Origin of the sequence: Streptomyces aurantiaciflavus, from assembly GCF_049808595.1 — a bacterium.
Taxonomy (GTDB): domain Bacteria; phylum Actinomycetota; class Actinomycetes; order Streptomycetales; family Streptomycetaceae; genus Streptomyces.
Map to the genome: position 1 here is coordinate 4,336 of NZ_JBNCAQ010000007.1, position 19,108 is coordinate 23,443.

The following is a 19,108-nucleotide window of genomic DNA, read 5'->3' on the forward strand; positions in this document are numbered from 1 at the left end:
CGGGCCGGGGGGGCGGGGCGGGCGGGGGGGGGGGGGGGGGGGGGGCCCCCCCCCCCCCCCCCCCCCGCCGCCGGGGCCTGTCCGGCGGATCAAGTCGCGGGAAACCGGCGGTGACTCATCGGCGCGGGCGAGCGGGGGGACGGGGGCGCCCCCGCGCGAGGCTGTTCGAGCGTGGAGGCAACCGACGACGACGTAGATGGGCGTGCCAAGTCCCGTGTCTCTGGCATACCGCCGGACGGGCCCTAGGGTGCCGATGCCGTGAGGTCACCCCGGCGGGGGGCCGCGAAGCCCTCCAGGGCGGCCCTGGTCAGCCCGGTGGCCCCCGTCACCTCCGCGAGGTCGAGCGCGCCGCAGTCCAGGCCGCGCAGCAGGTAGCCGCTGAGGGCCTTGGCGGTGGCCGGCTCGTCCATCACGTCGCCGCCGGACCGGTTGGCGTACCGGGACAGGCGCTCGGCGGCCTGGACGAAGCCCTCGCGGTAGAAGGCGAAGACGGCCGCGTAGCGGGTCGGGAGGTGGCCGGGGTGCATGTCCCAGCCCTGGTAGTAGGCGCGGGCGAGGGCGCGGCGGGTGAGGCCGTAGTGCAGGCGCCAGGCGTCGTGGACCTTCTCGGTGGGGCCCACGGGCAGGACGTTCGTGGAGCCGTCCGAGACGCGGACTCCGGTGCCGGCCGCCGCGACCTGCATGACCGCCTTGGCGTGGTCGGCAGCCGGGTGGTCACTGGCCTGGTGGGCGGCGGAGACACCGAGGCAGGCGCTGTAGTCGAAGGTGCCGTAGTGCAGGCCCGTGGCGCGTCCCTCGGCGGCCTGGATCATGCGGGCGACGGTGGCGGTGCCGTCGGTGGCGAGGATGGCCTGGCTGGTCTCGATCTGGATCTCGAAGCCGAGCCGGCCCGGCGCGAGCCCGCGCGCCTTCTCGAAGGCCTCCAGGAGCCGCACCATCGCGCCGACCTGTTGCGGGTAGGTCACCTTCGGCAGGGTCAGGACCAGTCCGTCGGGCAGTCCGCCGGCCTGCATCAGGCCGGTGAGGAAGACGTCCAGTGTGCGGATGCCCCGGTCGCGGACGGCTGCCTCCATGCACTTCATGCGGATGCCCATGTACGGGGCCGCGCTGCCCTTGGCGTACGCCTCGGCGATCAGCCGGGCGGCCCGGGCGGCCGTCTCGTCCTCCTCGGCGTCCGGGCGCGGGCCGTAGCCGTCCTCGAAGTCGACGCGCAGGTCCTCGATCGGTTCCCGCTCCAGCTTGGCCCGCACGCGCGTGTACACCGGTTCGGCGAGTTCGTCGGAGAGGCCGAGGACGTCGGCGAAGGACGTGGCGTCCGGGGCGTGCTCGTCGAGGGCGGCGAGAGCCCGGTCGCCCCAGGAGCGGAGGGTGTCGGCGGTGAAGGCGTCGCCGGGGACGTAGACGGTGTGGACGGGCTGCCGGGTGCCGGGGTCGCCGGGGTAGCGGCGGTCGAGTTCGGCGTCGACGGGGGCGAGGGAGGCGCTGATCTCCTCACTGACGGCGCCCGCGAGGCTCGTCGCCACCGTCTGCTGCTGGCCGTGACCCATCTCACAACCTCCACTTTTCCGCGTTACGGAATCAGCAATCCGCATACCGAAGCTAACTGCGGATCTTTCGGACGGTCAACACCCTGTCCACGCCCCGACCATGCCGCTGGTCCCGTGTCGCCTCCCTTTCCCCCTTCCGCACCAGAGGTCAACACCTTCATCCTTGCTCACGAGGGGAGGGAGCACATGGCGGGCTCGGGGGGGATGACGCGGCGCACAGGACTGCGCACCGTGGTGGCGGCCGCCGTCGCGGTCCCCCTGCTCGGGACGGTCCGGGCCTCCGAGGCGCCCCGCGAGCGCCCCCGGCGGGCGTTCCCGGCCCCGCGGCTGGAGGTCATGAGCTTCAACCTCCGCTTCGCCGGCAGCAAGGAGCCGAACAGCTGGGCCGCCCGCCGCCCGGTGATGCGCGCCCTGCTGCGCGAGGCGGCCCCGCACGTCATCGGCACCCAGGAAGGCCTGTTACCGCAGGTGCGCGACATCGAGGCCGACCTCGGACCGCACTACGACTGGATCGGCACCCAACGCGCGGAGGACGACAACGAGTCGGTGGCCGTCTTCTACGACACCCGCCGGCTCACTCCGGTCGAGCACGCCCACTTCTGGCTCTCTGACACACCCGGCGTGCGCGGCTCCAACACCTGGGGCGCGCACGATCCCCGCATGGTCACCTGGGTCCGCTTCCGTGACCGCTACGCCGACGGGCGGGAGTTCTGCCTCTTCAACACCCACCTCGACAACGGAAGCCAGTACGCGCGCGTGCGCTCGACCTCGCTGATCATCGATCGGCTCGCCAGGTTCGAGCCCGACCTGCCCGTGCTGGTCACCGGCGATTTCAACGCCGTCGCCCACCGCAACCCGGTCTATGAGGCGCTGTTGGGCTCCGGTCTCGTCGACACCTGGGACACGGCGCGGCGGCGTGGGCCGGAGTACGCGACCTTCCACGGCTACAAGCCGCTCACGCCGGGCGGCGACCGGATCGACTGGATCCTGGCCCGGCCCGATGTAACCGTCCATCGGACGTGGGTGAACACCTTCTCCGCGAACGGCCAGTACCCGAGCGACCATCTGCCGGTGCAGGCGTCCGTGAGCCTGGGATGAGCCGAGGCCCCCGCGACCACGGTGGTCACGGGGGCCTCGTACAGCCCGGCGGCGATCAGCCGATCGGGGGATCAGCCCTTGCGGGCCTTGATCTCCTCGGTGAGCTGGGGGACGACGTCGAACAGGTCGCCGACGACGCCGTAGTCGACCAGGTCGAAGATCGGGGCCTCGGGGTCCTTGTTGACGGCCACGATCGTCTTCGAGGTCTGCATGCCGGCGCGGTGCTGGATGGCGCCGGAGATGCCGTTGGCGATGTACAGCTGCGGCGAGACGGACTTGCCGGTCTGGCCGACCTGGTTGGTGTGCGGGTACCAGCCGGCGTCCACCGCGGCACGCGAGGCGCCGACGGCCGCGCCGAGGGAGTCGGCGAGGGCCTCGATGATCGCGAAGTTCTCCGCGCCGTTGACACCGCGGCCACCGGAGACCACGATCGCGGCCTCGGTCAGCTCCGGACGGCCCGTCGACTCACGCGGGGTGCGGCCGGTGACCTTGGTGCCGGTGGCCAGCTCGCCGAAGGAGACGGACAGGGCCTCGACGCTGCCGGCGGCCGGAGCGGCCTCGACCGCGGCCGAGTTCGGCTTGACGGTGATGACCGGAGTGCCCTTGACGACCCGAGACTTGGTGGTGAAGGACGCGGCGAACACCGACTGGGTGGCCACCGGGCCCTCGTCGCCGGCCTCGAGGTCGACGGCGTCGGTGATGATGCCGGAGCCGATGCGCAGCGCCAGACGGGCGGCGATCTCCTTGCCCTCCGCGGAGGACGACACCAGCACCGCGGCCGGGGACACCTGCTCGACGGCGGCCTGCAGCGCGTCCACCTTCGGTACGACCAGGTAGTCGGCGTACTCGGAGGCGTCGTGGGTGAGGACCTTCACCGCGCCGTGCTCGGCGAGCGCCGCGGCGGTGTTCTCGGCACCGGCGCCGAGCGCGACGGCGACGGGCTCGCCGATACGGCGGGCCAGGGTCAGCAGCTCGAGGGTGGGCTTGCGGACGGCGCCGTCCACGTGGTCGACGTAGACGAGGACTTCAGCCATGGGATTGCTCTCCTGCGAAACGAAGTTGAGGGGGCGGTCAGCGGGGGCGAGCCCTTAGATGAACTTCTGGCTCGCGAGGTACTCGGCGAGCTGCTTGCCGCCCTCGCCCTCGTCCTTGACGATCGTGCCGGCGGTGCGGGCCGGGCGCTCGGCCGCGGAGTCGACCTTGGTCCAGGCGCCGTCGAGACCGACCTCCTCCGCCTCGATGTCGAGGTCGGACAGGTCCCAGGACTGAACCGGCTTCTTCTTGGCGGCCATGATGCCCTTGAAGGACGGGTAGCGCGCCTCACCCGACTGGTCGGTGACCGACACGACGGCCGGCAGGGAGGCCTGAAGCTGCTCGGAGGCGGCGTCGCCGTCACGGCGGCCCTTGACGGTGCCGTCCTCGACGGAGACCTCGGACAGCAGGGTGACCTGCGGGACGCCCAGACGCTCGGCCACCAGGGCCGGGACGACACCGCCCGTGCCGTCGGTGGAGGCCATGCCGGAGATCACCAGGTCGTAACCGGCCTTCTCGATGGCCTTGGCCAGGACCAGGGAGGTGCCGATGACGTCGGTGCCGTGCAGGTCGTCGTCCTCGACGTGGATCGCCTTGTCGGCGCCCATCGACAGCGCCTTGCGCAGCGCGTCCTTGGCGTCCTCGGGACCCACCGTCAGGACGGTGATCTCCACGTCGTCGTCGGAGTTCTCGGAGATCTGCAGCGCCTGCTCGACCGCGTACTCGTCGAGCTCGGAGAGCAGACCGTCCACGTCGTCCCGGTCGACGGTCAGGTCATCGGCGAAGTGCCGGTCGCCAGTGGCGTCGGGCACGTACTTCACAGTGACAACGATCCTCAAGCTCACGCCGGCTCTCCTACTGCTTCGTCAGTTCTCGGCTGCCTTCTTGCAGGCAGCATAGGCGCCACAAGCGGCCGATCCCGGTCGGGGCGGCCCGCGCTCCGATCGAAATATTACTCGTCAGTACACCCAGTTCGTTCCCGCTAAGCAAGCGCTTTGAACTGTGACCTTTGCAACGCAGCGTAATCGGAATCGGACGGTTTCGCAGGAGAGCCGGGCAGTGATCAATCACGCAGCGCGGTGAACCGCCCCTGGTGGTAGAGCAACGGACGGCCCGCGCCGTCCGGATCGCCCAGGACGACCTCGGCCAGCACGATGCGGTGGTCCCCCGCGGGCACGCGCGCGACGACCCGGCAGACGAGCCAGGCGAGCACGTCGTCCAGGACGGGCACGCCCTCCGGGCCCTCGCGCCAGGCAGTCGCGGCGCCGAACCGGTCGGCGCCGCTGCGGGCGAAGGTGGCGGCCAGCTCCCGCTGGTGCTCGCCGAGTATGTGCACCCCGACATGGCCGGTTCGGGAGACCGCCGGCCAGCTGGAGGCACCGGTGCCGATGCCGAAGGAGAGCATCGGGGGCTCGGCGGAGACCGAGGTGAGCGAGGTGGCGGTGAAGCCCACCGGGCCGGTCTCGCCGGAGGCGGTGATCACGGCGACTCCGGCCGCGTGGCGGCGGAAGACCGAGCGCAGGAGGTCGGGTGAGGCGAGCTGAGGGGTGCCGAGGCCGGGCGTGGCCGTCATGGAGTTGTCCTTCTGCGGGGAGTGACGAGCGGGGTCGTGGCTGCTCAACGAGCCGGACAGCGCGCGCTCGCGGTACGGGCCAGGTCGACGTGGGCCCGTCCGTACAGAAGGAGTTCCTCAGGCATACGGTCAGGCTGACGATAGGTGGCAGGCGCAGTCAAGTCCGTCCCGGCATCCGGGAGATGCCGCACCGTCCCCGGCACCGGCCTCACACCGCCTCCCCCAGGGCCGCGATGACGTCGGCCTTGCGGGGCTGGCCGGTGGCGCGGCGCACGATGTGGCCGTCGGCGTCGAGGACCAGCACGGTCGGGGTCTTGAGAACACCGAGTTCGCGGACGAGGTCCAGACGGGCCTCGGCGTCGATCTCCACGTGGGTCACACCGGGGACCATGCCGGCGACCTCGCCGAGGATCCGGCGGGTCGCCCGGCAGGGGGCGCAGAAGGCACTGGAGAACTGCACGAGCGTGGCGCGCTCGCCGAGTTCACCGCCCAGCCGGTCGGCTCCGAGCCGCTTGCCGTCGTCGCGCCCGCGCACGCGCACCCTCCCGCTCCGCCGTCGGTGCAGCACTCCGTAGGCGCTCGCCGCCGCGAGCACCGCCACGCACACCATGAGTCCGGTCATCACCAGCACAGCATTCACGAGACTGCAAAGATTCCCGCCTCCCGGACGTCTTTCCGCTGCGGAATGCTTGATTCATGGACATTGATGTGAGGGGGCCGCGCTTCGCGGCGGCCGTCACGACCGTCGTCCTGGCGGTCGTGCTGATCACCCAGAACGCCTGGCTGCTGGCCTGGCAGACGCTGGCGTTCGCGCTCGGCGCGGCGGGCGGGGTCGGCCGCTCGCCGTACGGCTGGGCCTTTCGTGTGGCCGTGCGCCCGAAGCTCGGGCCGCCGACGGCGTTCGAGGCGCCGCAGCCGCCGCGGTTCGCCCAGACGGTGGGGCTGCTCTTCGCGGGCGTGGGCCTGGTCGGGTTCACGCTGGGCCCCGACTGGCTGGGGTTCGCGGCGACCGGGGCGGCGCTCGCGGCCGCCTTCCTCAATGCCACTTTCGGGTACTGCCTGGGCTGCGAGATGTACCTGCTCGTACGGCGAGTGGCGGTACGAGCGGAGTAAAGGCGACTTAAAAGGGCGAGGTGGATCACTGGGCGGAGTGACGAGGATCTCGCGGTTCACGGGCACGGGGGCTGGCTCCCCGGCCGTTCTTGGGGCACGATCTGCGAGATGCCGTAAACCTACGGCTGCGTAACTCTGCCGCGGGAGTCCCTTCCCCGGCAGAGAGAAGGAAGGGTCCGAACCCGCCCATGGCAGAGCTTGTCTACCGCCCCGTCGTCGGCCTCGCCCAGACGTTGTTCAAGGTCTGGGACCTCAAGATCGACTGCAAGGGGTCGGAGAACATCCCGCGCTCGGGTGGAGCCGTGCTGGTGAGCAACCACATCAGCTACCTGGACTTCATCTTCAACGGCCTGGCCGCGCTCCCGCAGAAGCGTCTCGTGCGGTTCATGGCGAAGGAGTCCGTCTTCCGCCACAAGGTCTCCGGTCCGCTGATGCGCGCCATGAAGCACATCCCCGTGGACCGCAAGCAGGGTGAGGCGGCGTACGCGCACGCCCTGGACTCGCTGCGCTCCGGCGAGATCGTCGGGGTCTTCCCGGAGGCCACGATCTCGGAGTCCTTCACGCTGAAGAGCTTCAAGTCGGGCGCCGCCCGGCTGGCCCAGGAGGCGGGCGTCCCGCTGATCCCGATGGCCGTGTGGGGCACGCAGCGACTGTGGACCAAGGGCCATCCGCGCAACTTCAAGCGCAGCCACACCCCGATCACCATCCGGGTCGGCGAGGCGGTCGAGGCCTCCCGCGACAAGTACGCGGGCGCGATCACCCGGCAGCTGCGCGAGCGCGTCCAGGAGCTTCTGGAGGCCGCCCAGCGCGCCTACCCGGTGCGCCCCAGGGACGCGAACGACACCTGGTGGATGCCGGCGCATCTGGGCGGCACGGCGCCGACGCCGGAGCAGGTGCGCGAGGCCGAGGCCCGCTGACGTCCCCTTCCCCGACCCCCGCGCCCCGGGCGTGGGGCGGCAGCCGATAGGGTCCCGGCCAGAACCGGAAGCCGGGTGACCGGGGCGCCTGACGGCGGCCGCCGGTCCGGCTGTCGACTGCCGAACGCGCTACGGGGGCGAGGATGCGGCGCTGGACCAAGGTGTCGGTGGCGGCCGTGGCCGCGCTCGGTCTGGGCGGCTGGATCGCCCAGCCGTACGTCCACGAGTGGTGGGTGATCCGCAGCGCCTGTGACGGGGTGCTGCCCGACGACGCCGTACGCTCCCTCGTCCCGGACGACGCCCGCGTCGTGGGCACCGAGGCGGGCGGCGTGAAGGAACTCGGGGACTACCGCTGCGAGGTCACCGTCGCCGACGACCACAGTGCCGACTGGTCGCTGCTGGCCCTGCAGGCCTACACCCGGCGCGACGACCAGGACCGCGCGTTCATGGGGACGTTCCCGGACAGCGGGTTCGCGTCTCAGGCGGCGATGCCCGCGGGACTTCCCGGGTTCATCGGCCGGTTCGGCAGGCTCCAGTTCCTGCTCGACTGCCCCGACCTGGGCAAGGACGCCGACGGACGGCAGCGCAAGCTGCTGGTGCACGCCGGGATCAGTGTCAACGGCACCTGGCGCCAGCCCGCCTCCTACGAGGTGGCCGTCGCGTTCGTCAACGCCGCCTCCGAGCGCCTGGGGTGCGGCGCGAAGCCGCTGACGGCGCCGAAGGGCATCAGCCCGGCCGACCCCGGGGAGGACGAGCCGAGGACGGTCCCGTTGGCGGCCGCCCGGGACACCGCCTGCGGCTGGCTGGCCGACGCGGGGCTGCCGGACCCAACCCACTGGAAGGTCGACGCGCAGCTCACCGACGCCGCGCCCACGGGCCGCTGCGACGTGGCCCTGGGCGACGAGCTCACGGACGGCGACGCGCGGGGGATGGACTTCGTCGCCTGGTTCGGCGACTGGAGCACCCGGCTCGTCGCGGGGAACAACGGCACCGACCGCCCGTCACTGTCCGCGAGCGCCCGCTGCGACGGCGAGGCGGCGCACTTCGCGCTCGACGCCGCGAAGGACATCCCCGGCGTCGGCCCGGCGAAGAAGCGGGCGCTGTTGCAGGCCTTCGCCGCGGAGCAGGTGAAGCGGCGGGGCTGCACGGACCTGCGTCTGAACGCCTGACGTGGGTCAGGTCGCCAGCCAGAGCGCCCGTACGTACCGGTCGTCGATGGCCTGCCGCATCACGTCGGCCCGCGCCTTCGGGATCTTCCGCGCCGCCGCCCAGAAGTCCACCACCCTGAGCAGTTGGTGCCGGGCGTCCATCAGGTCGCCGCGCATCCGGCCCGCGGGGCGGGCGGTGATGCCCGCCATCGGCAGGCGGGTGGTCAGCTGCGCGGTGTGGGCCAAGTACACGCCGCGCGTGTACCGGCCCACGGTCGCGTCGAAGGCGGCGAGGTCGGGGATGGTGCCGTCACGGGCGTAGCGGGCCCGGTACTTCATCAGGGCGCCGACCCGGTCGGCCATGTGCTCGAGGTCGCTGTCGACCCAGTAGGTGTCGGGGCTGTCGAACCCGTCCTTGTGCGGCTTGGGGTGGTAGTCCGGGTCGCCGCCCTTGTCGTCGAGCCGTTCCAGGTAGTACGCGAGCCAGGCGCGTTCGGCGGCGTAGAGGATCGCGAACGCCTTGGGGTCCTTGGCGAGTTCGGCGATCAGGCTCTCCAGGTCGGCCTCGACGTCCGAGTACGGCTGGGTGTGTTCGAAGTCGGCGTGGGCCTCGCCCGGGGCGAGGAACCGGCCGTACGTCGTCCAGCCCTCGTCGTCGAGCCGGGCCAGCTCGGCGGGGACTGCAGGGCGTACCGAGTCGTCGTCGGACCTGGTGTAGCGGTGCTGGTCGACGATGTACTGGGCGAGCATGCGGGCCACGCCCGGGGCCATCCCGTCGGGCAGTTCGACGTCGTCGAGCGCGGCGGCCACGGCGAAGGCGCTGCGGGCCTGGGCGAGGGTGTGCGGGTTCTCGATGCCGGTGGCCCGGGTGGCCGCGTCCACCACCTCGCCGAGCACCTTGCCACCGTCGCCGCACGGGTGCTCGTGCACGAGGAGCTCGCGTACGGCGTCGAAGCGGGCGAGGTCGTCGCCCGGGTCGAGGGCGCGCGTCGCGGCCGCCGGGTCCTTGGCGAGGGCTCGGGTGGAGGAGGGGATCTTCTGGCAGGGCGTGTCGTCTCCGTCGGCGAGGAGGAGCGGTACGGCGGTGGCGGTCGCCAGGAGAGCGAGGGCGACGGCGGAGGCGAGCAGCCAGTGCCGGCGCAGCCGGGCGAGGGGGCCCGACGGGGTGGGGTCCGGCTCGCCGCCGGGCTCCTCGTCCGACCGGTCCTGCGGGTGCCCGCCCGGCTGACGGCCGTGCGGCAGGCCCTCGTTCCCATCCGCGTCGGCCTCGCGGCCCTCTCCCCCATCACGCATGCCGGGAGATTAGCGACTGCGACCGGCCGGCTCCGCGCCGGGGGTGCTCACAGAGCGGTGGGCAGCGTCTTCCAGAGGTACGGCCGGTCGGGGGCGGCCTTCAGCGCACCGAGGACCGCCGGGTGCGGCGCGGCGTACAGGACGGGGTGGTCCAGTTCGCCGGCCTCGGTGTCGGGCGTGAAGGCCAACTGTTCGCCGTCCAGGGAGAACTGGGCGTTCACGCCCGGCTTGTTGCCGCGTGGGTCCTGCCGGTGCCAGCCGCCGTGGAAGCGGACGGCGACCAGTCCGTGCACCACGTCGAACGTCTGGTAGCACAGCGCGGTCGGGATGTCCTCGGCCCGCAGCAGCGCGGCCAGCGCGTGGGCCTTGGCGTAGCAGATGCCCGTCTTCTGCTCGAGCACGTCGGAGGCGCGCCAGGTGACGCGGAGGTCGCCGGAGTCCTGCGAGTGGGGAATGGTGTCGCGCACGAACTCGAAGGCCAGTCGCGCATAGGCATACGAGTCCTCCGCGTTCCGGGCGAGACGTGCGGCGGTGTCCCGCACCAGCGGATGGTCATGGTCGATGACCTCGTCGGCGGCCAAGTACGCGGACAGGTCGGGGGTCTCCTGGATCAGCTCCATGCCTGGAGAGCATAGAAATGCGATCACCCGCGAGTCAATGACTTTTCAGGCGACCGCATATCTATGCATGACCCGGGTGTGGCCTGCTAGCGCGCCGTCTCCTCCTTCAGTGCCGCCACGAACGCGTCCACGTCGTCCTCCGTCGTGTCGAAGGCGCACATCCAGCGCACCACACCGGCCGCCTCGTCCCAGAAGTAGAACCGGAACCGTTTCTGCAGCCGCTCGCTCACGTCGTGCGGCAGCCTGGCGAAGACGCCGTTGGCCTGCACCGGGTAAAGGATCTCCACGCCGTGCACCGCGCGGACGCCCTCGGCGAGCCGCTGGGCCATCTCATTGGCGTGGCGGGCGTTGCGCAGCCAGAGGTCCTTGGCCAGCAGGGCCTCCAACTGCACCGAGACGAAGCGCATCTTGGAGGCGAGCTGCATCGACAGCTTGCGCAGGTGCTTCATGTGGCTGACGGCGTCCTGGTTGATGACGACGACGGCCTCGCCGAAGAGGGCGCCGTTCTTCGTACCCCCCAGGGAGAGGATGTCGACGCCGACGGCGTTGGTGAACGTCCTCATCGGCACGTCGAGGGAGGCCGCCGCGTTCGCTATCCGGGAGCCGTCCAGGTGGACCTTCATGCCGTGCGCATGGGCGTGCTCGCAGATCGCGCGGATCTCGTCCGGTGTGTACAGCGTCCCGAGCTCGGTGCTCTGGGTGATCGAGACGACCTGCGGCATCGCGCGGTGCTCGTCCTCCCAGCCCCAGGCCTGCCGGTCGATCAGCTCGGGGGTGAGCTTGCCGTCGGGTGTGGGGACGGTGAGCAGCTTGAGGCCGGCCATGCGCTCGGGCGCGCCGCCCTCGTCGACGTTGATGTGGGCGCTCTCGGCACAGATCACCGCGCCCCAGCGGTCGGTGACCGCCTGGAGCGCGACGACGTTGGCGCCGGTGCCGTTGAAGACCGGGAACGCCTCGGCCGTAGGACCGAAGTGGCCGCGGATGATCCGCTGGAGGTTCTCGGTGTAGTCGTCCTCGCCGTACGCCACCTGGTGGCCGCCGTTGGCCACGGCCAGGGCGGCCATCACCTCCGGGTGGGCCCCGGCGTAGTTGTCGCTGGCGAAACCGCGGACCTCGGGGTCGTGATGGCGACGGGCGTCGGTCTTCGGGGGGTTCACGGCTGCTCGGTGAGCCACAGACGCTGTCCGTTCACTTCGGGGGCGGGCCTCTCCCAGACTCCGACGATGGCCTCGGCCAGGTCCTTGACGTCCGTGAAGCCCGCGAACTTCGCGTTGGGTCGCTCGGCGCGCATCGCGTCGTGCACCAGCGCCTTCACCACCAGGATCGCAGCCGCGGAGGTCGGGCCCTCGGCGCCCCCGGCCTTGCGGAAGTAGTCGGCCATGGCCAACGTCCACGCCTCGGCGGCGGCCTTGGCGGCGGCGTAGGCGGCGTTGCCCGCGGTGGGCTTGCTGGCGCCCGCGGCGCTGATCAGGACGTACCGGCCGCGGTCGCTGCGCTGCAGCGCCTCGTGGAAGGCGAGGGAGGTGTGCTGCACGGTGCGCACGAGCAGCATCTCCAGGAAGTCCCAGTCGTCGAGGCGCGTCCTGGTGAAGGTCTCGCTGCCGCGCCAGCCGCCGACGAGGTGGACCAGGCCGTCGACCCGACCGAAGTCCTTCTCGACGCGGTGGGCCCACTCCTGGGTCGACTGCAGATCGAGCAGGTCGACCGTGTCGCCGGTGACCGTGGCGCCGCCGTGCGCGTAGCTGGCCGCGTCCACGGCCGCCGCAAGGCGCTCCGGGTCGTTGTCCGAGCCGACGACGGTCGCGCCCGCCTCGGCGAGCCGGAGCAGTGCCGCCCGGCCGGCGGGTCCGCCCGCGCCGGCCACCGCGATCACCGCACCGCTGAGAGCCCCGTTCCCCATGTTCTTCGCCTCCTGAGCAGTGTTCTCGGTACGCAGGTCGCTCACGCGGCGATCCGCTCGGCGCCGTCCGCCGTGATGCCCTTGGTGGAGGCGATCACGTTCTTCAGCTTCTTGGACAGTGCCTCATAGAACATGCTCAGCGGAAACTCGTCCGGAAGCACGTCATCGACGAGTTTCCGCGGCGGCCGGCTCAGGTCGAGGGCGTCGGGGCCCTTGGCCCACTTGGAGCCCGGGTGCGGGGCGAGGTAGGTGGAGACCAGCTCGTAGCCGGCGAACCAGTGGACGAGCTTGGGGCGGTCGATGCCGTCGCGGTAGAGCTTCTCGATCTCGGCGCACAGCTCGTTGGTGACCTGCGGGGCGCGCTGCCAGTCGATGAACAGCTTGTTGTCGGTCCAGCGGACGACGTCGTGCTTGTGCAGGTAGGCGAAGAGCAGCTGGCCGCCGAGACCGTCGTAGTTGCGCACGCGCTCGCCGGTGACCGGGAAGCGGAACATGCGGTCGAACAGCACCGCGTACTGCACGTCACGGGCCTGCGGGACGCCGTCGGCCTGGAGCTTCACGGCCTCCTTGAAGGCGGTGAGGTCGCAGCGCAGCTCCTCCAGGCCGTACATCCAGAACGGCTGGCGCTGCTTGATCATGAACGGGTCGAAGGGCAGGTCGCCGTGGCTGTGGGTGCGGTCGTGGACCATGTCCCACAGGACGAAGGCCTCCTCGCAGCGCTTCTGGTCGTGGACCATGGCGGCGATGTCCTCGGGCAGCTCCAGGCCCAGGATGTCGACGGCGGCGGCGGTGACCCGGCGGAAGCGGGCGGCCTCGCGGTCGCAGAAGATGCCACCCCAGGAGAAACGTTCCGGCGCCTCGCGGACGGCGATGGTCTCCGGGAAGAGGACGGCGGAGTTGGTGTCGTAGCCCGCCGTGAAGTCCTCGAACTTGATGCCGCAGAACAGCGGGTTGTCGTAGCGGGTGCGCTCCAGCTCGGCCAGCCAGTCCGGCCAGACCATGCGCAGCACGACCGCCTCCAGGTTGCGGTCCGGGTTGCCGTTCTGCGTGTACATCGGGAAGACCACCAGGTGCTGGAGGCCGTCCGCGCGGCCCGCGGCGGGCTGGAAGGCCAGCAGCGAGTCGAGGAAGTCCGGCACCTCGAAGCCGCCCTCGGCCCAGCGGCGCAGGTCCTGCACCAGGGCCCGGTGGTAGTCCGCGTCGTGCGGGAGCAGCGGGGAGAGCTCCTCGACCGCCTCGACGGCCTGGCGGACGGTCTGCTCGGCGTCGGCGCGCCCGGGGGCGCCCTCGGCCGTGAAGTCGATCGAGCCGTCCTTCGACTGCCAGGGGCGGATCCGCTCCACGGCATCCTTGAGCACGGGCCACGCCGGGTGCTCCACCACCCTGGCCGCGGGAGGAACCCGATCCTCCGCACCCACCTGCACAAGAACTTCCGTCATGTCCCATCCTCCACAGGAGAACCTCTCGTAGGGACACCGTATGCGTACGAGGTTTCCTCCAGCAAGTGGAGCATCGGGAAATTATCCTGCACATCCCCATGGTCACCGCGTTTTTTCCTGTCGAATACGGGGTAGGCGAGGACTTTCACCATGGGGCGAGGGGTAGGGGAATCCGAGGCGCACACACATGTCCATGTCGGGCCCGGGCCGTTAGGCTGCGGGCTCTTCCAGCGCCGCCGTCGACGGAAGCGAGTCGAGTCTTGAACTTCCTCACCATCGGTCACCGCGGAGTCATGGGTGTCGAGCCCGAGAACACCCTCCGGTCGTTCGTCGCCGCCGAGCACGCCGGCCTCGACGTCGTCGAACTCGATCTGCATCTGAGCAAGGACGGCGCTCTCGTGGTCATGCACGACGCCGACGTGGACCGCACGACCGACGGGAGCGGGCCGATCGCCGACCTCACGCTCGCCGAACTGCGTGCCCTCGACGCGGGGCGCGGGGAGCGGGTGCCGGTCTTCGAGGAGGTCCTGGAGGCGGTCTCGCTGCCGCTGCAGGCCGAGATCAAGGACGTGCAGGCGGCGCGGGCGCTCGCCGAGGTGATGCACGCGCGGGACCTGGTGGAGCGGGTGGAGGTGTCCTCGTTCCACGACGAGGCCGTCGCCGAGATCGCCCGGCTGGTGCCCGGGGTGCGCACGGCGCTCATCAGCAGCCTCCCCCACTTTCGGCCGGGCTCGAGCGGGGGGACCCCCATCGGCCTCGACATCGTGGAGCGGGCCGTGGCCGTCGGCGCCGCGACCGTGTGCCTGAACATCCGGCGGCTCACCCTGGAGATCGTCGAGCACGCCCGCCGGCACGACCTGCGGATCATCGGGTGGGTGGTCAACACGCCGGACCACCTGCGGCTGGTGCGGGCCCTGGAACTGGACGGGGCGACCACCGACGACCCCGAGATCAAGCGCACCGGCCGCTTCACGGCGTGAAAGCGGCGCCGATCGTCACACCAGGGGCTTGACCAGCAGCTCGAACTGCAGGTCGTCGCGCTGCGGAATGCCGAAGCGCTCGTCGCCGTACGGGAAGGGGGTCATCCGGCCCGTACGGCGGTAGCCGCGGCGCTCGTACCAGGCGATGAGGTCGTCACGGACCGAGATCACCGTCATGTGCATCTCGGTCGCACCCCAGATCTCGCGGGCCTGGCGCTCGGCCTCCGCCATGACGATCTTGCCGAGGCCGCCGCCCTGGGCGGTGGGGCTGACCGCGAACATGCCGAAGTAGGCGTGGTCACCGCGGTGTTCGAGCTGACAGCAGGCGACGATCCGGTCGTCCCGCTCGACGACCAGCACCCGCCCCCCGGCCGACTCGATGATCTCCAGCACACTCTCGGGGTCGGTCCGCTGCCCCTGCAGGAGGTCCGCCTCCGTCGTCCAGCCGGCCCGGCTGGAGTCCCCGCGGTAGGCCGACTCGACGAGCGCGACCAGCGCGTCGACATCGGCTTCGGAGGCGTCACGGAAGGTGAGGTCGGTGGCGGCGGCGGTGTCCATACGGCGTTCTCCCGGGTCGTGGGCGCGGCTGATGCCCGGCCGAGCCTAACCCTCCCCTACGCTCCGGATGCATGGTGCATGTACTCAGCAGCCGAATCCTTCTGCGCCCCACCGACCCCGACCGTTCCCGTGCCTTCTACGGCGAACAGCTGGGCCTCGCCGTCTACCGCGAGTTCGGTACGGGGGCGGAGCGGGGCACCGTCTACTTCCTCGGCGGGGGGTTCCTGGAGGTCTCGGGGCGCTCGGAGGCGCCGCCGGATCCGGCCGTACGGCTGTGGGTGCAGGTCGCGGACGTGACGGCGGCGCACGAGGAACTGGCGGCGAAGGGTGTGGAGATCGCCCGGCCGCCGGTGCGGGAGCCGTGGGGCCTGGTCGAGATGTGGATCGCCGATCCGGACGGGACGCCGATCGTGCTGGTGGAGGTGCCCGCCGACCATCCGTTGCGGTACCGGCCGGGCCTCTGAGGTCAGCGGATGCCGGGGCGCTGGGTCGGGCTTAGCGTGCTGGAGGGGGTGCTCCCTTCGGAAGGAACGCCATGAAGCTCGACAGGCCCGTGCCCGGCGGTCCCTGCTGGGCCGAGCTGGGGACCAGTGACCTGGCGGCGGCCCAGCGGTTCTACGCGGAGTTGTTCGGCTGGCGGTGCGAGACGGATCCGCGGCAGGAGGCGGGCGGCTACACCGTCGCCCACCTCGGTGACGCGGCCGTCGCCACGCTCAGCCCCCTCTACCAGGAGGCGCAGCCCGTCGCCTGGAACGTGTCGTTCGCGGTCTCCGACGCCGACGTCTCCGCGCGCATGGTCGACGAGGCCGGGGGCAAGGTCCTGGTCGGCCCGATGGACGTGTTCGACATCGGCCGTTTCGTGGTCGCCCTCGACCCGGGCGGCGCGGCCTTCCAGCTCTGGCAGGCGCGGACCTTCCCCGGCGCCGGGCTGTTCAACGCGCCCGGCTCGCTGGGCTGGGTGGAGCTGATGACCCGCGATCCCGCGCGGGCGGAGGCCTTCTACACGACGCTGTTCGGCTGGACCGTGAACACCTCGGAGCACTACACGCAGTGGGGCGTCGGCGGCGCGGACTTCGGCGGCATGATCACGATGGACGACAAGTTCCCGCCCGAGGTGCCGCCGCACTGGCTGCCGTATTTCGCCGTGGCCGACGTGGACGCCACCACCGCGGCGGCGGTGCGGGCGGACGGCACGGCGCTCATGGAACCCACCTCGGTGCCGGACGGCCCGCGGATCGCGGTGCTGCGGGATCCGCAGGGCGCGGTGTTCGGGGTGTACCGGGCGAGCGACGAGGGGTAGCCCGCCTCGGGGGCGTCGGTCCAGTGGCGTGGCCGTCAAGTCGGTGTGGGCACTCCGTCGCCGTGGAGACCAGGGAGCGTGCCGCTCGCGGCGCCGTGGAAGGGCCGGTGTCCGTGCCGAGGTGGACGGTGAGGGCCGGTGACCCCGCAGGCGGCGACCGGCGTGCGGGGTCAGGCCCGGAGCGCGCGCATGTGTCCTTCCAGGCGGCCGAGCAACTCGCCGAGCAGATCGGCCAGTTCGCCCTGCCGGTCGGCGTCGAGGGCGGACAGTACGGCGCTCTCGTAGGCGAGTTGCTCGGGCAGGATGCCGTCGACGAGGTCGCGGCCGGCGTCGGTGAGGCGGACATGGGCGACGCGGCGGTCGCGGGTGTCGACGCGGCGCTCCACCAGGCCGCGTTCGGTCAGTTGCTTGACGCGTTTGGTGACGGCGGCACCCGAGGAGAAGGTCTCGCGGGCCAGTTCACCGGGGGTGAGTTCGTGGCCGGTGCGGCGCAGCGCGCCGAGCAGGTCGAACTCGGGACGGCTGAGGCCGGCCCGGCGCAGGGGGGCGTCCTCGGCCTGCTGGAGGAGGGCGGCACAGCGGTTGACGCGGCCGATGATCTCCATGGGGCCGGTGTCGAGGCCGGGGTGGACGGTCCGCCACTGCCCCACGACCGCGGCCACGGTGTCGCCCCGGGGGCCGTTCCCGGGGGCCGACGTCCTCCCCCGTTCCCCGCCGTCCCCGCCACCAGGCCGTCCCTGCGTCCCCGTCATGGCCGTACGTCCTCCGTCCTCGCGCTCGCGTCCCGGGCCGGGAGGAGTCCCTGGCGCCGTACCGTCGCGGCGAGCGTACGGTGTCCGGACTGTTCGGCCGTGACGACCCGCTCCTCGGGCAGGGCGTGCTGCCACCACTCGCCGGACGCGGCGTCCGCGGTGGCGCGCAGGTCGACCAGTGTCGCGGCGAGGGCGCGCCGGGCGGATTCCAGGGCTCCGGGGGCCGGGCGCGGCTCGGCGAGGAGGCGGGCGGCGTGCTCCCGGGCGCGCTCCACGGCGGTCAGGGCGTGTCCGAGGCGGTCGCCGGCGCGGCGGTTGGTGACGGCGACCGCGGTGGCGAAGCCGACCAGGGCGCCGACGAAGGTGTCCACGATCCGTTCGGTGATCAGGAGGCCCGCGTTCTGGTAGTGGGCGAACTCGGTGACCAGCAGGGCCATCGGGGTCACGCAGACGCTGCCGAGCCAGTAGTTGCGACTGATCAGCGCCTCCGCGCCGAAGTTGAGGACCAGGCAGACCAGGACCAGGGCGGCCTGGTGGAGGTGGGCGAGCGGGACGAGCGCGGCGAAGGCGACGACGCCGACGAGGTTGCCGACGACGCGCTGCACGCCGCGGCTCCAGGTGAGGGTGACGTTCGCCTGGTAGAGGGAGGCGGCGGTGACCAGGGCCCAGTAGGGGCGGCCGACACCGAGGGCGAGGGAGGCGTGTCCGGCGAGGGCGCAGCCGAGGGCGGTGCGGACGGCGAGCGGGGTGAGGGGGCCGAGGCGGCGCCACCACGAGGGCCGGCCGGCGGTGAGTTCGGCGTCGACGCCGAGGAGTTCGTCGTCGTCGGCGAGGTCGTCGGGGCGGGGCACCGCTCCCGTGCCGCGCAGGGCGCGGGCCCAGGTGCGCAGGCGCTCCGGGTCGGTGTCGGCGGGGGCGGCGAGGGCGACCTCGGCGCGGACCACGAGGCGTTCCAGGGCGCGGCCCGTCTCCCCGTCGCGGGCCGACAGCAGGGTCTGCCAGGCGGCGTGCACCGCGGCGGCCGCGGTGGCGCGGGTCCGGGCGTGGCCGTCGCCGGTGCCGCGGGTGGCGGCGTGGGCGGCGGCCGCGTTCAGCGCCTGGGCGGTGGCGCGGCGCTCCGGACCGTGCGGGCGCAGCAGCCCCGGCGCCATGCCGACGATCCAGGACCAGGCGCCCGCGGCGAGGGCCAGGGCGAGATGGCCGGGCACCTGCTCCAGGCTCTCCGGGGCGAACAGCGAGGCGGAGGTGACGAAGGTGAGGACCACGTTGCCGGGCGGGCCGACGCGGGTCGCGTCGCAGAGCACCTTCTGCGCGGCCGCCAGGAGAGCACCGACGGTGACCAGGACGGCGGCGCTCGCGGTGAGCGAGGCCGCGAGCAGGGCGACGGCCAGCCCGCCGGTCATGCCGAGCACCACCCAGGCCAGGGCACGGGCGCGGGCGGGGTAGGGGCGGTTGTGGGCGTAGAGCGCGCACAGGGATCCGGCCATCGTGTACATCGCCAGGTCGAGGCGGCCGAGCGCCAGCAGGGTCAGGTTGGGCGGGGCGACCGCGGCGACCACGCTCAGGGCGGGCTTGAACCAGATGTCGGAGGGGCGGCCGAGGCGCAGGACACCGGAGAGCGGGAGGCGGGTCGCACTACTCATGACTTTAATTTAGCAGGTGTTTTACTTGTAAAACGAATCGCTGTCCGCCCGGCTGTCGGTGCCGGTTGCCCCGGATCGCCCGGCTCCCCCGTGGCGGGTGAGGCGCCGGACGCTTCCGTCGGATGCGATGGCCCTGGCGGCGGGGAAGGTGCCGGCCGCTGCCCGGCCGACTCCGCCGGCGTCCCGGGCCGACTC

General features: G+C 72.0%; 20 protein-coding genes. 7 read left to right on the plus strand and 13 right to left on the minus strand.

Translation table 11 applies throughout. The features are described 5' to 3' along the window. Positions 1 to 242 precede the first annotated feature (242 nt). Positions 243 to 1,547, minus strand: a complete 1,305-nt coding sequence (locus ACPT94_RS09395; RefSeq protein ID WP_425245631.1) for a DUF6986 family protein — start codon at positions 1,545 to 1,547, stop codon at positions 243 to 245. 186 nt (positions 1,548 to 1,733) lie between these two features. Between ACPT94_RS09395 and ACPT94_RS09400 the strand changes: the two genes are divergently transcribed. Further along, the gene (locus tag ACPT94_RS09400) at positions 1,734 to 2,645 is read left to right on the plus strand and encodes an endonuclease/exonuclease/phosphatase family protein (RefSeq protein WP_360331221.1); all 912 of its coding nucleotides are present in this window, start codon (positions 1,734 to 1,736) and stop codon (positions 2,643 to 2,645) included. 71 nt (positions 2,646 to 2,716) lie between these two features. On the opposite strand, the gene ACPT94_RS09405 is transcribed toward ACPT94_RS09400, so the two are convergent. From ACPT94_RS09405 to ACPT94_RS09420, 4 genes are all read right to left on the minus strand, one after another. Then, positions 2,717 to 3,679, minus strand: coding sequence for an electron transfer flavoprotein subunit alpha/FixB family protein (locus ACPT94_RS09405; RefSeq protein ID WP_425245632.1), 963 nt, complete (start codon positions 3,677 to 3,679; stop codon positions 2,717 to 2,719). 54 nt (positions 3,680 to 3,733) lie between these two features. Then, entirely contained in the window at positions 3,734 to 4,522 is a 789-nt protein-coding gene (locus ACPT94_RS09410) for an electron transfer flavoprotein subunit beta/FixA family protein (RefSeq protein WP_360331227.1), read from the minus strand. 218 nt (positions 4,523 to 4,740) lie between these two features. Beyond that, complete coding sequence (locus tag ACPT94_RS09415; RefSeq protein WP_360331230.1) at positions 4,741 to 5,250, minus strand: flavin reductase family protein; 510 nt, start codon at positions 5,248 to 5,250, stop codon at positions 4,741 to 4,743. 208 nt (positions 5,251 to 5,458) lie between these two features. Then, on the minus strand, positions 5,459 to 5,872 hold the full coding sequence (locus tag ACPT94_RS09420) for a TlpA family protein disulfide reductase (protein WP_360331232.1): 414 nt from the start codon (positions 5,870 to 5,872) through the stop codon (positions 5,459 to 5,461). A 74-nt stretch (positions 5,873 to 5,946) separates the two neighbouring features. Here ACPT94_RS09420 and ACPT94_RS09425 point away from each other — a divergent pair, with 74 nt between their 5' ends. The 3 genes from ACPT94_RS09425 to ACPT94_RS09435 all read left to right on the plus strand — a co-directional run bounded on the left by ACPT94_RS09425 (position 5,947) and on the right by ACPT94_RS09435 (position 8,449). Next, positions 5,947 to 6,363: a DUF4395 domain-containing protein gene (locus ACPT94_RS09425; protein WP_360331235.1), complete on the plus strand. Its 417-nt coding sequence runs from the start codon at positions 5,947 to 5,949 to the stop codon at positions 6,361 to 6,363. A 188-nt stretch (positions 6,364 to 6,551) separates the two neighbouring features. After that, positions 6,552 to 7,280 (plus strand): lysophospholipid acyltransferase family protein, encoded by a 729-nt coding sequence (locus ACPT94_RS09430; RefSeq protein WP_189943980.1) that lies wholly within the window; start codon positions 6,552 to 6,554, stop codon positions 7,278 to 7,280. Between the two features lie 143 nt (positions 7,281 to 7,423). Beyond that, positions 7,424 to 8,449 (plus strand): hypothetical protein, encoded by a 1,026-nt coding sequence (locus ACPT94_RS09435; protein ID WP_425245633.1) that lies wholly within the window; start codon positions 7,424 to 7,426, stop codon positions 8,447 to 8,449. A 6-nt stretch (positions 8,450 to 8,455) separates the two neighbouring features. Here the strand turns inward: ACPT94_RS09435 and ACPT94_RS09440 are convergent, their stop codons facing one another. The 5 genes from ACPT94_RS09440 to ACPT94_RS09460 form a co-directional block, all read right to left on the minus strand. After that, positions 8,456 to 9,721: a hypothetical protein gene (locus ACPT94_RS09440; protein WP_425245634.1), complete on the minus strand. Its 1,266-nt coding sequence runs from the start codon at positions 9,719 to 9,721 to the stop codon at positions 8,456 to 8,458. A 47-nt stretch (positions 9,722 to 9,768) separates the two neighbouring features. Further along, a complete protein-coding gene (locus tag ACPT94_RS09445) occupies positions 9,769 to 10,341 on the minus strand; it encodes a transglutaminase domain-containing protein (RefSeq protein WP_360331244.1) in 573 nt (190 codons plus the stop codon). Positions 10,342 to 10,427: 86 nt separating this feature from the next. Next, entirely contained in the window at positions 10,428 to 11,498 is a 1,071-nt protein-coding gene (locus ACPT94_RS09450) for a threonine aldolase family protein (protein ID WP_425245635.1), read from the minus strand. Further along, on the minus strand, positions 11,495 to 12,241 hold the full coding sequence (locus tag ACPT94_RS09455) for an SDR family NAD(P)-dependent oxidoreductase (RefSeq protein ID WP_425245711.1): 747 nt from the start codon (positions 12,239 to 12,241) through the stop codon (positions 11,495 to 11,497). The genes ACPT94_RS09450 and ACPT94_RS09455 overlap by 4 nt, the downstream gene beginning before the upstream one ends. A gap of 41 nt (positions 12,242 to 12,282) precedes the next feature. Next, on the minus strand, positions 12,283 to 13,680 hold the full coding sequence (locus tag ACPT94_RS09460; protein WP_360331248.1) for a DUF6421 family protein: 1,398 nt from the start codon (positions 13,678 to 13,680) through the stop codon (positions 12,283 to 12,285). A 260-nt stretch (positions 13,681 to 13,940) separates the two neighbouring features. Here ACPT94_RS09460 and ACPT94_RS09465 point away from each other — a divergent pair, with 260 nt between their 5' ends. Next, positions 13,941 to 14,660: a glycerophosphodiester phosphodiesterase gene (locus tag ACPT94_RS09465; protein WP_360331251.1), complete on the plus strand. Its 720-nt coding sequence runs from the start codon at positions 13,941 to 13,943 to the stop codon at positions 14,658 to 14,660. Positions 14,661 to 14,675: 15 nt separating this feature from the next. Here the strand turns inward: ACPT94_RS09465 and ACPT94_RS09470 are convergent, their stop codons facing one another. Then, positions 14,676 to 15,218 (minus strand): GNAT family N-acetyltransferase, encoded by a 543-nt coding sequence (locus tag ACPT94_RS09470; RefSeq protein WP_360331253.1) that lies wholly within the window; start codon positions 15,216 to 15,218, stop codon positions 14,676 to 14,678. A 71-nt stretch (positions 15,219 to 15,289) separates the two neighbouring features. Between ACPT94_RS09470 and ACPT94_RS09475 the strand changes: the two genes are divergently transcribed. Then, entirely contained in the window at positions 15,290 to 15,682 is a 393-nt protein-coding gene (locus ACPT94_RS09475; RefSeq protein WP_360331256.1) for a VOC family protein, read from the plus strand. 71 nt (positions 15,683 to 15,753) lie between these two features. After that, positions 15,754 to 16,518: a VOC family protein gene (locus tag ACPT94_RS09480; RefSeq protein ID WP_425245636.1), complete on the plus strand. Its 765-nt coding sequence runs from the start codon at positions 15,754 to 15,756 to the stop codon at positions 16,516 to 16,518. Between the two features lie 170 nt (positions 16,519 to 16,688). Here ACPT94_RS09480 and ACPT94_RS09485 read toward each other — a convergent pair whose 3' ends face one another. Continuing rightward, positions 16,689 to 17,270, minus strand: coding sequence for a MarR family winged helix-turn-helix transcriptional regulator (locus ACPT94_RS09485; protein WP_425245637.1), 582 nt, complete (start codon positions 17,268 to 17,270; stop codon positions 16,689 to 16,691). After that, positions 17,267 to 18,913, minus strand: coding sequence for an FUSC family protein (locus tag ACPT94_RS09490; RefSeq protein WP_425245638.1), 1,647 nt, complete (start codon positions 18,911 to 18,913; stop codon positions 17,267 to 17,269). The genes ACPT94_RS09485 and ACPT94_RS09490 overlap by 4 nt, the downstream gene beginning before the upstream one ends. Positions 18,914 to 19,108: the final 195 nt, after the last annotated feature.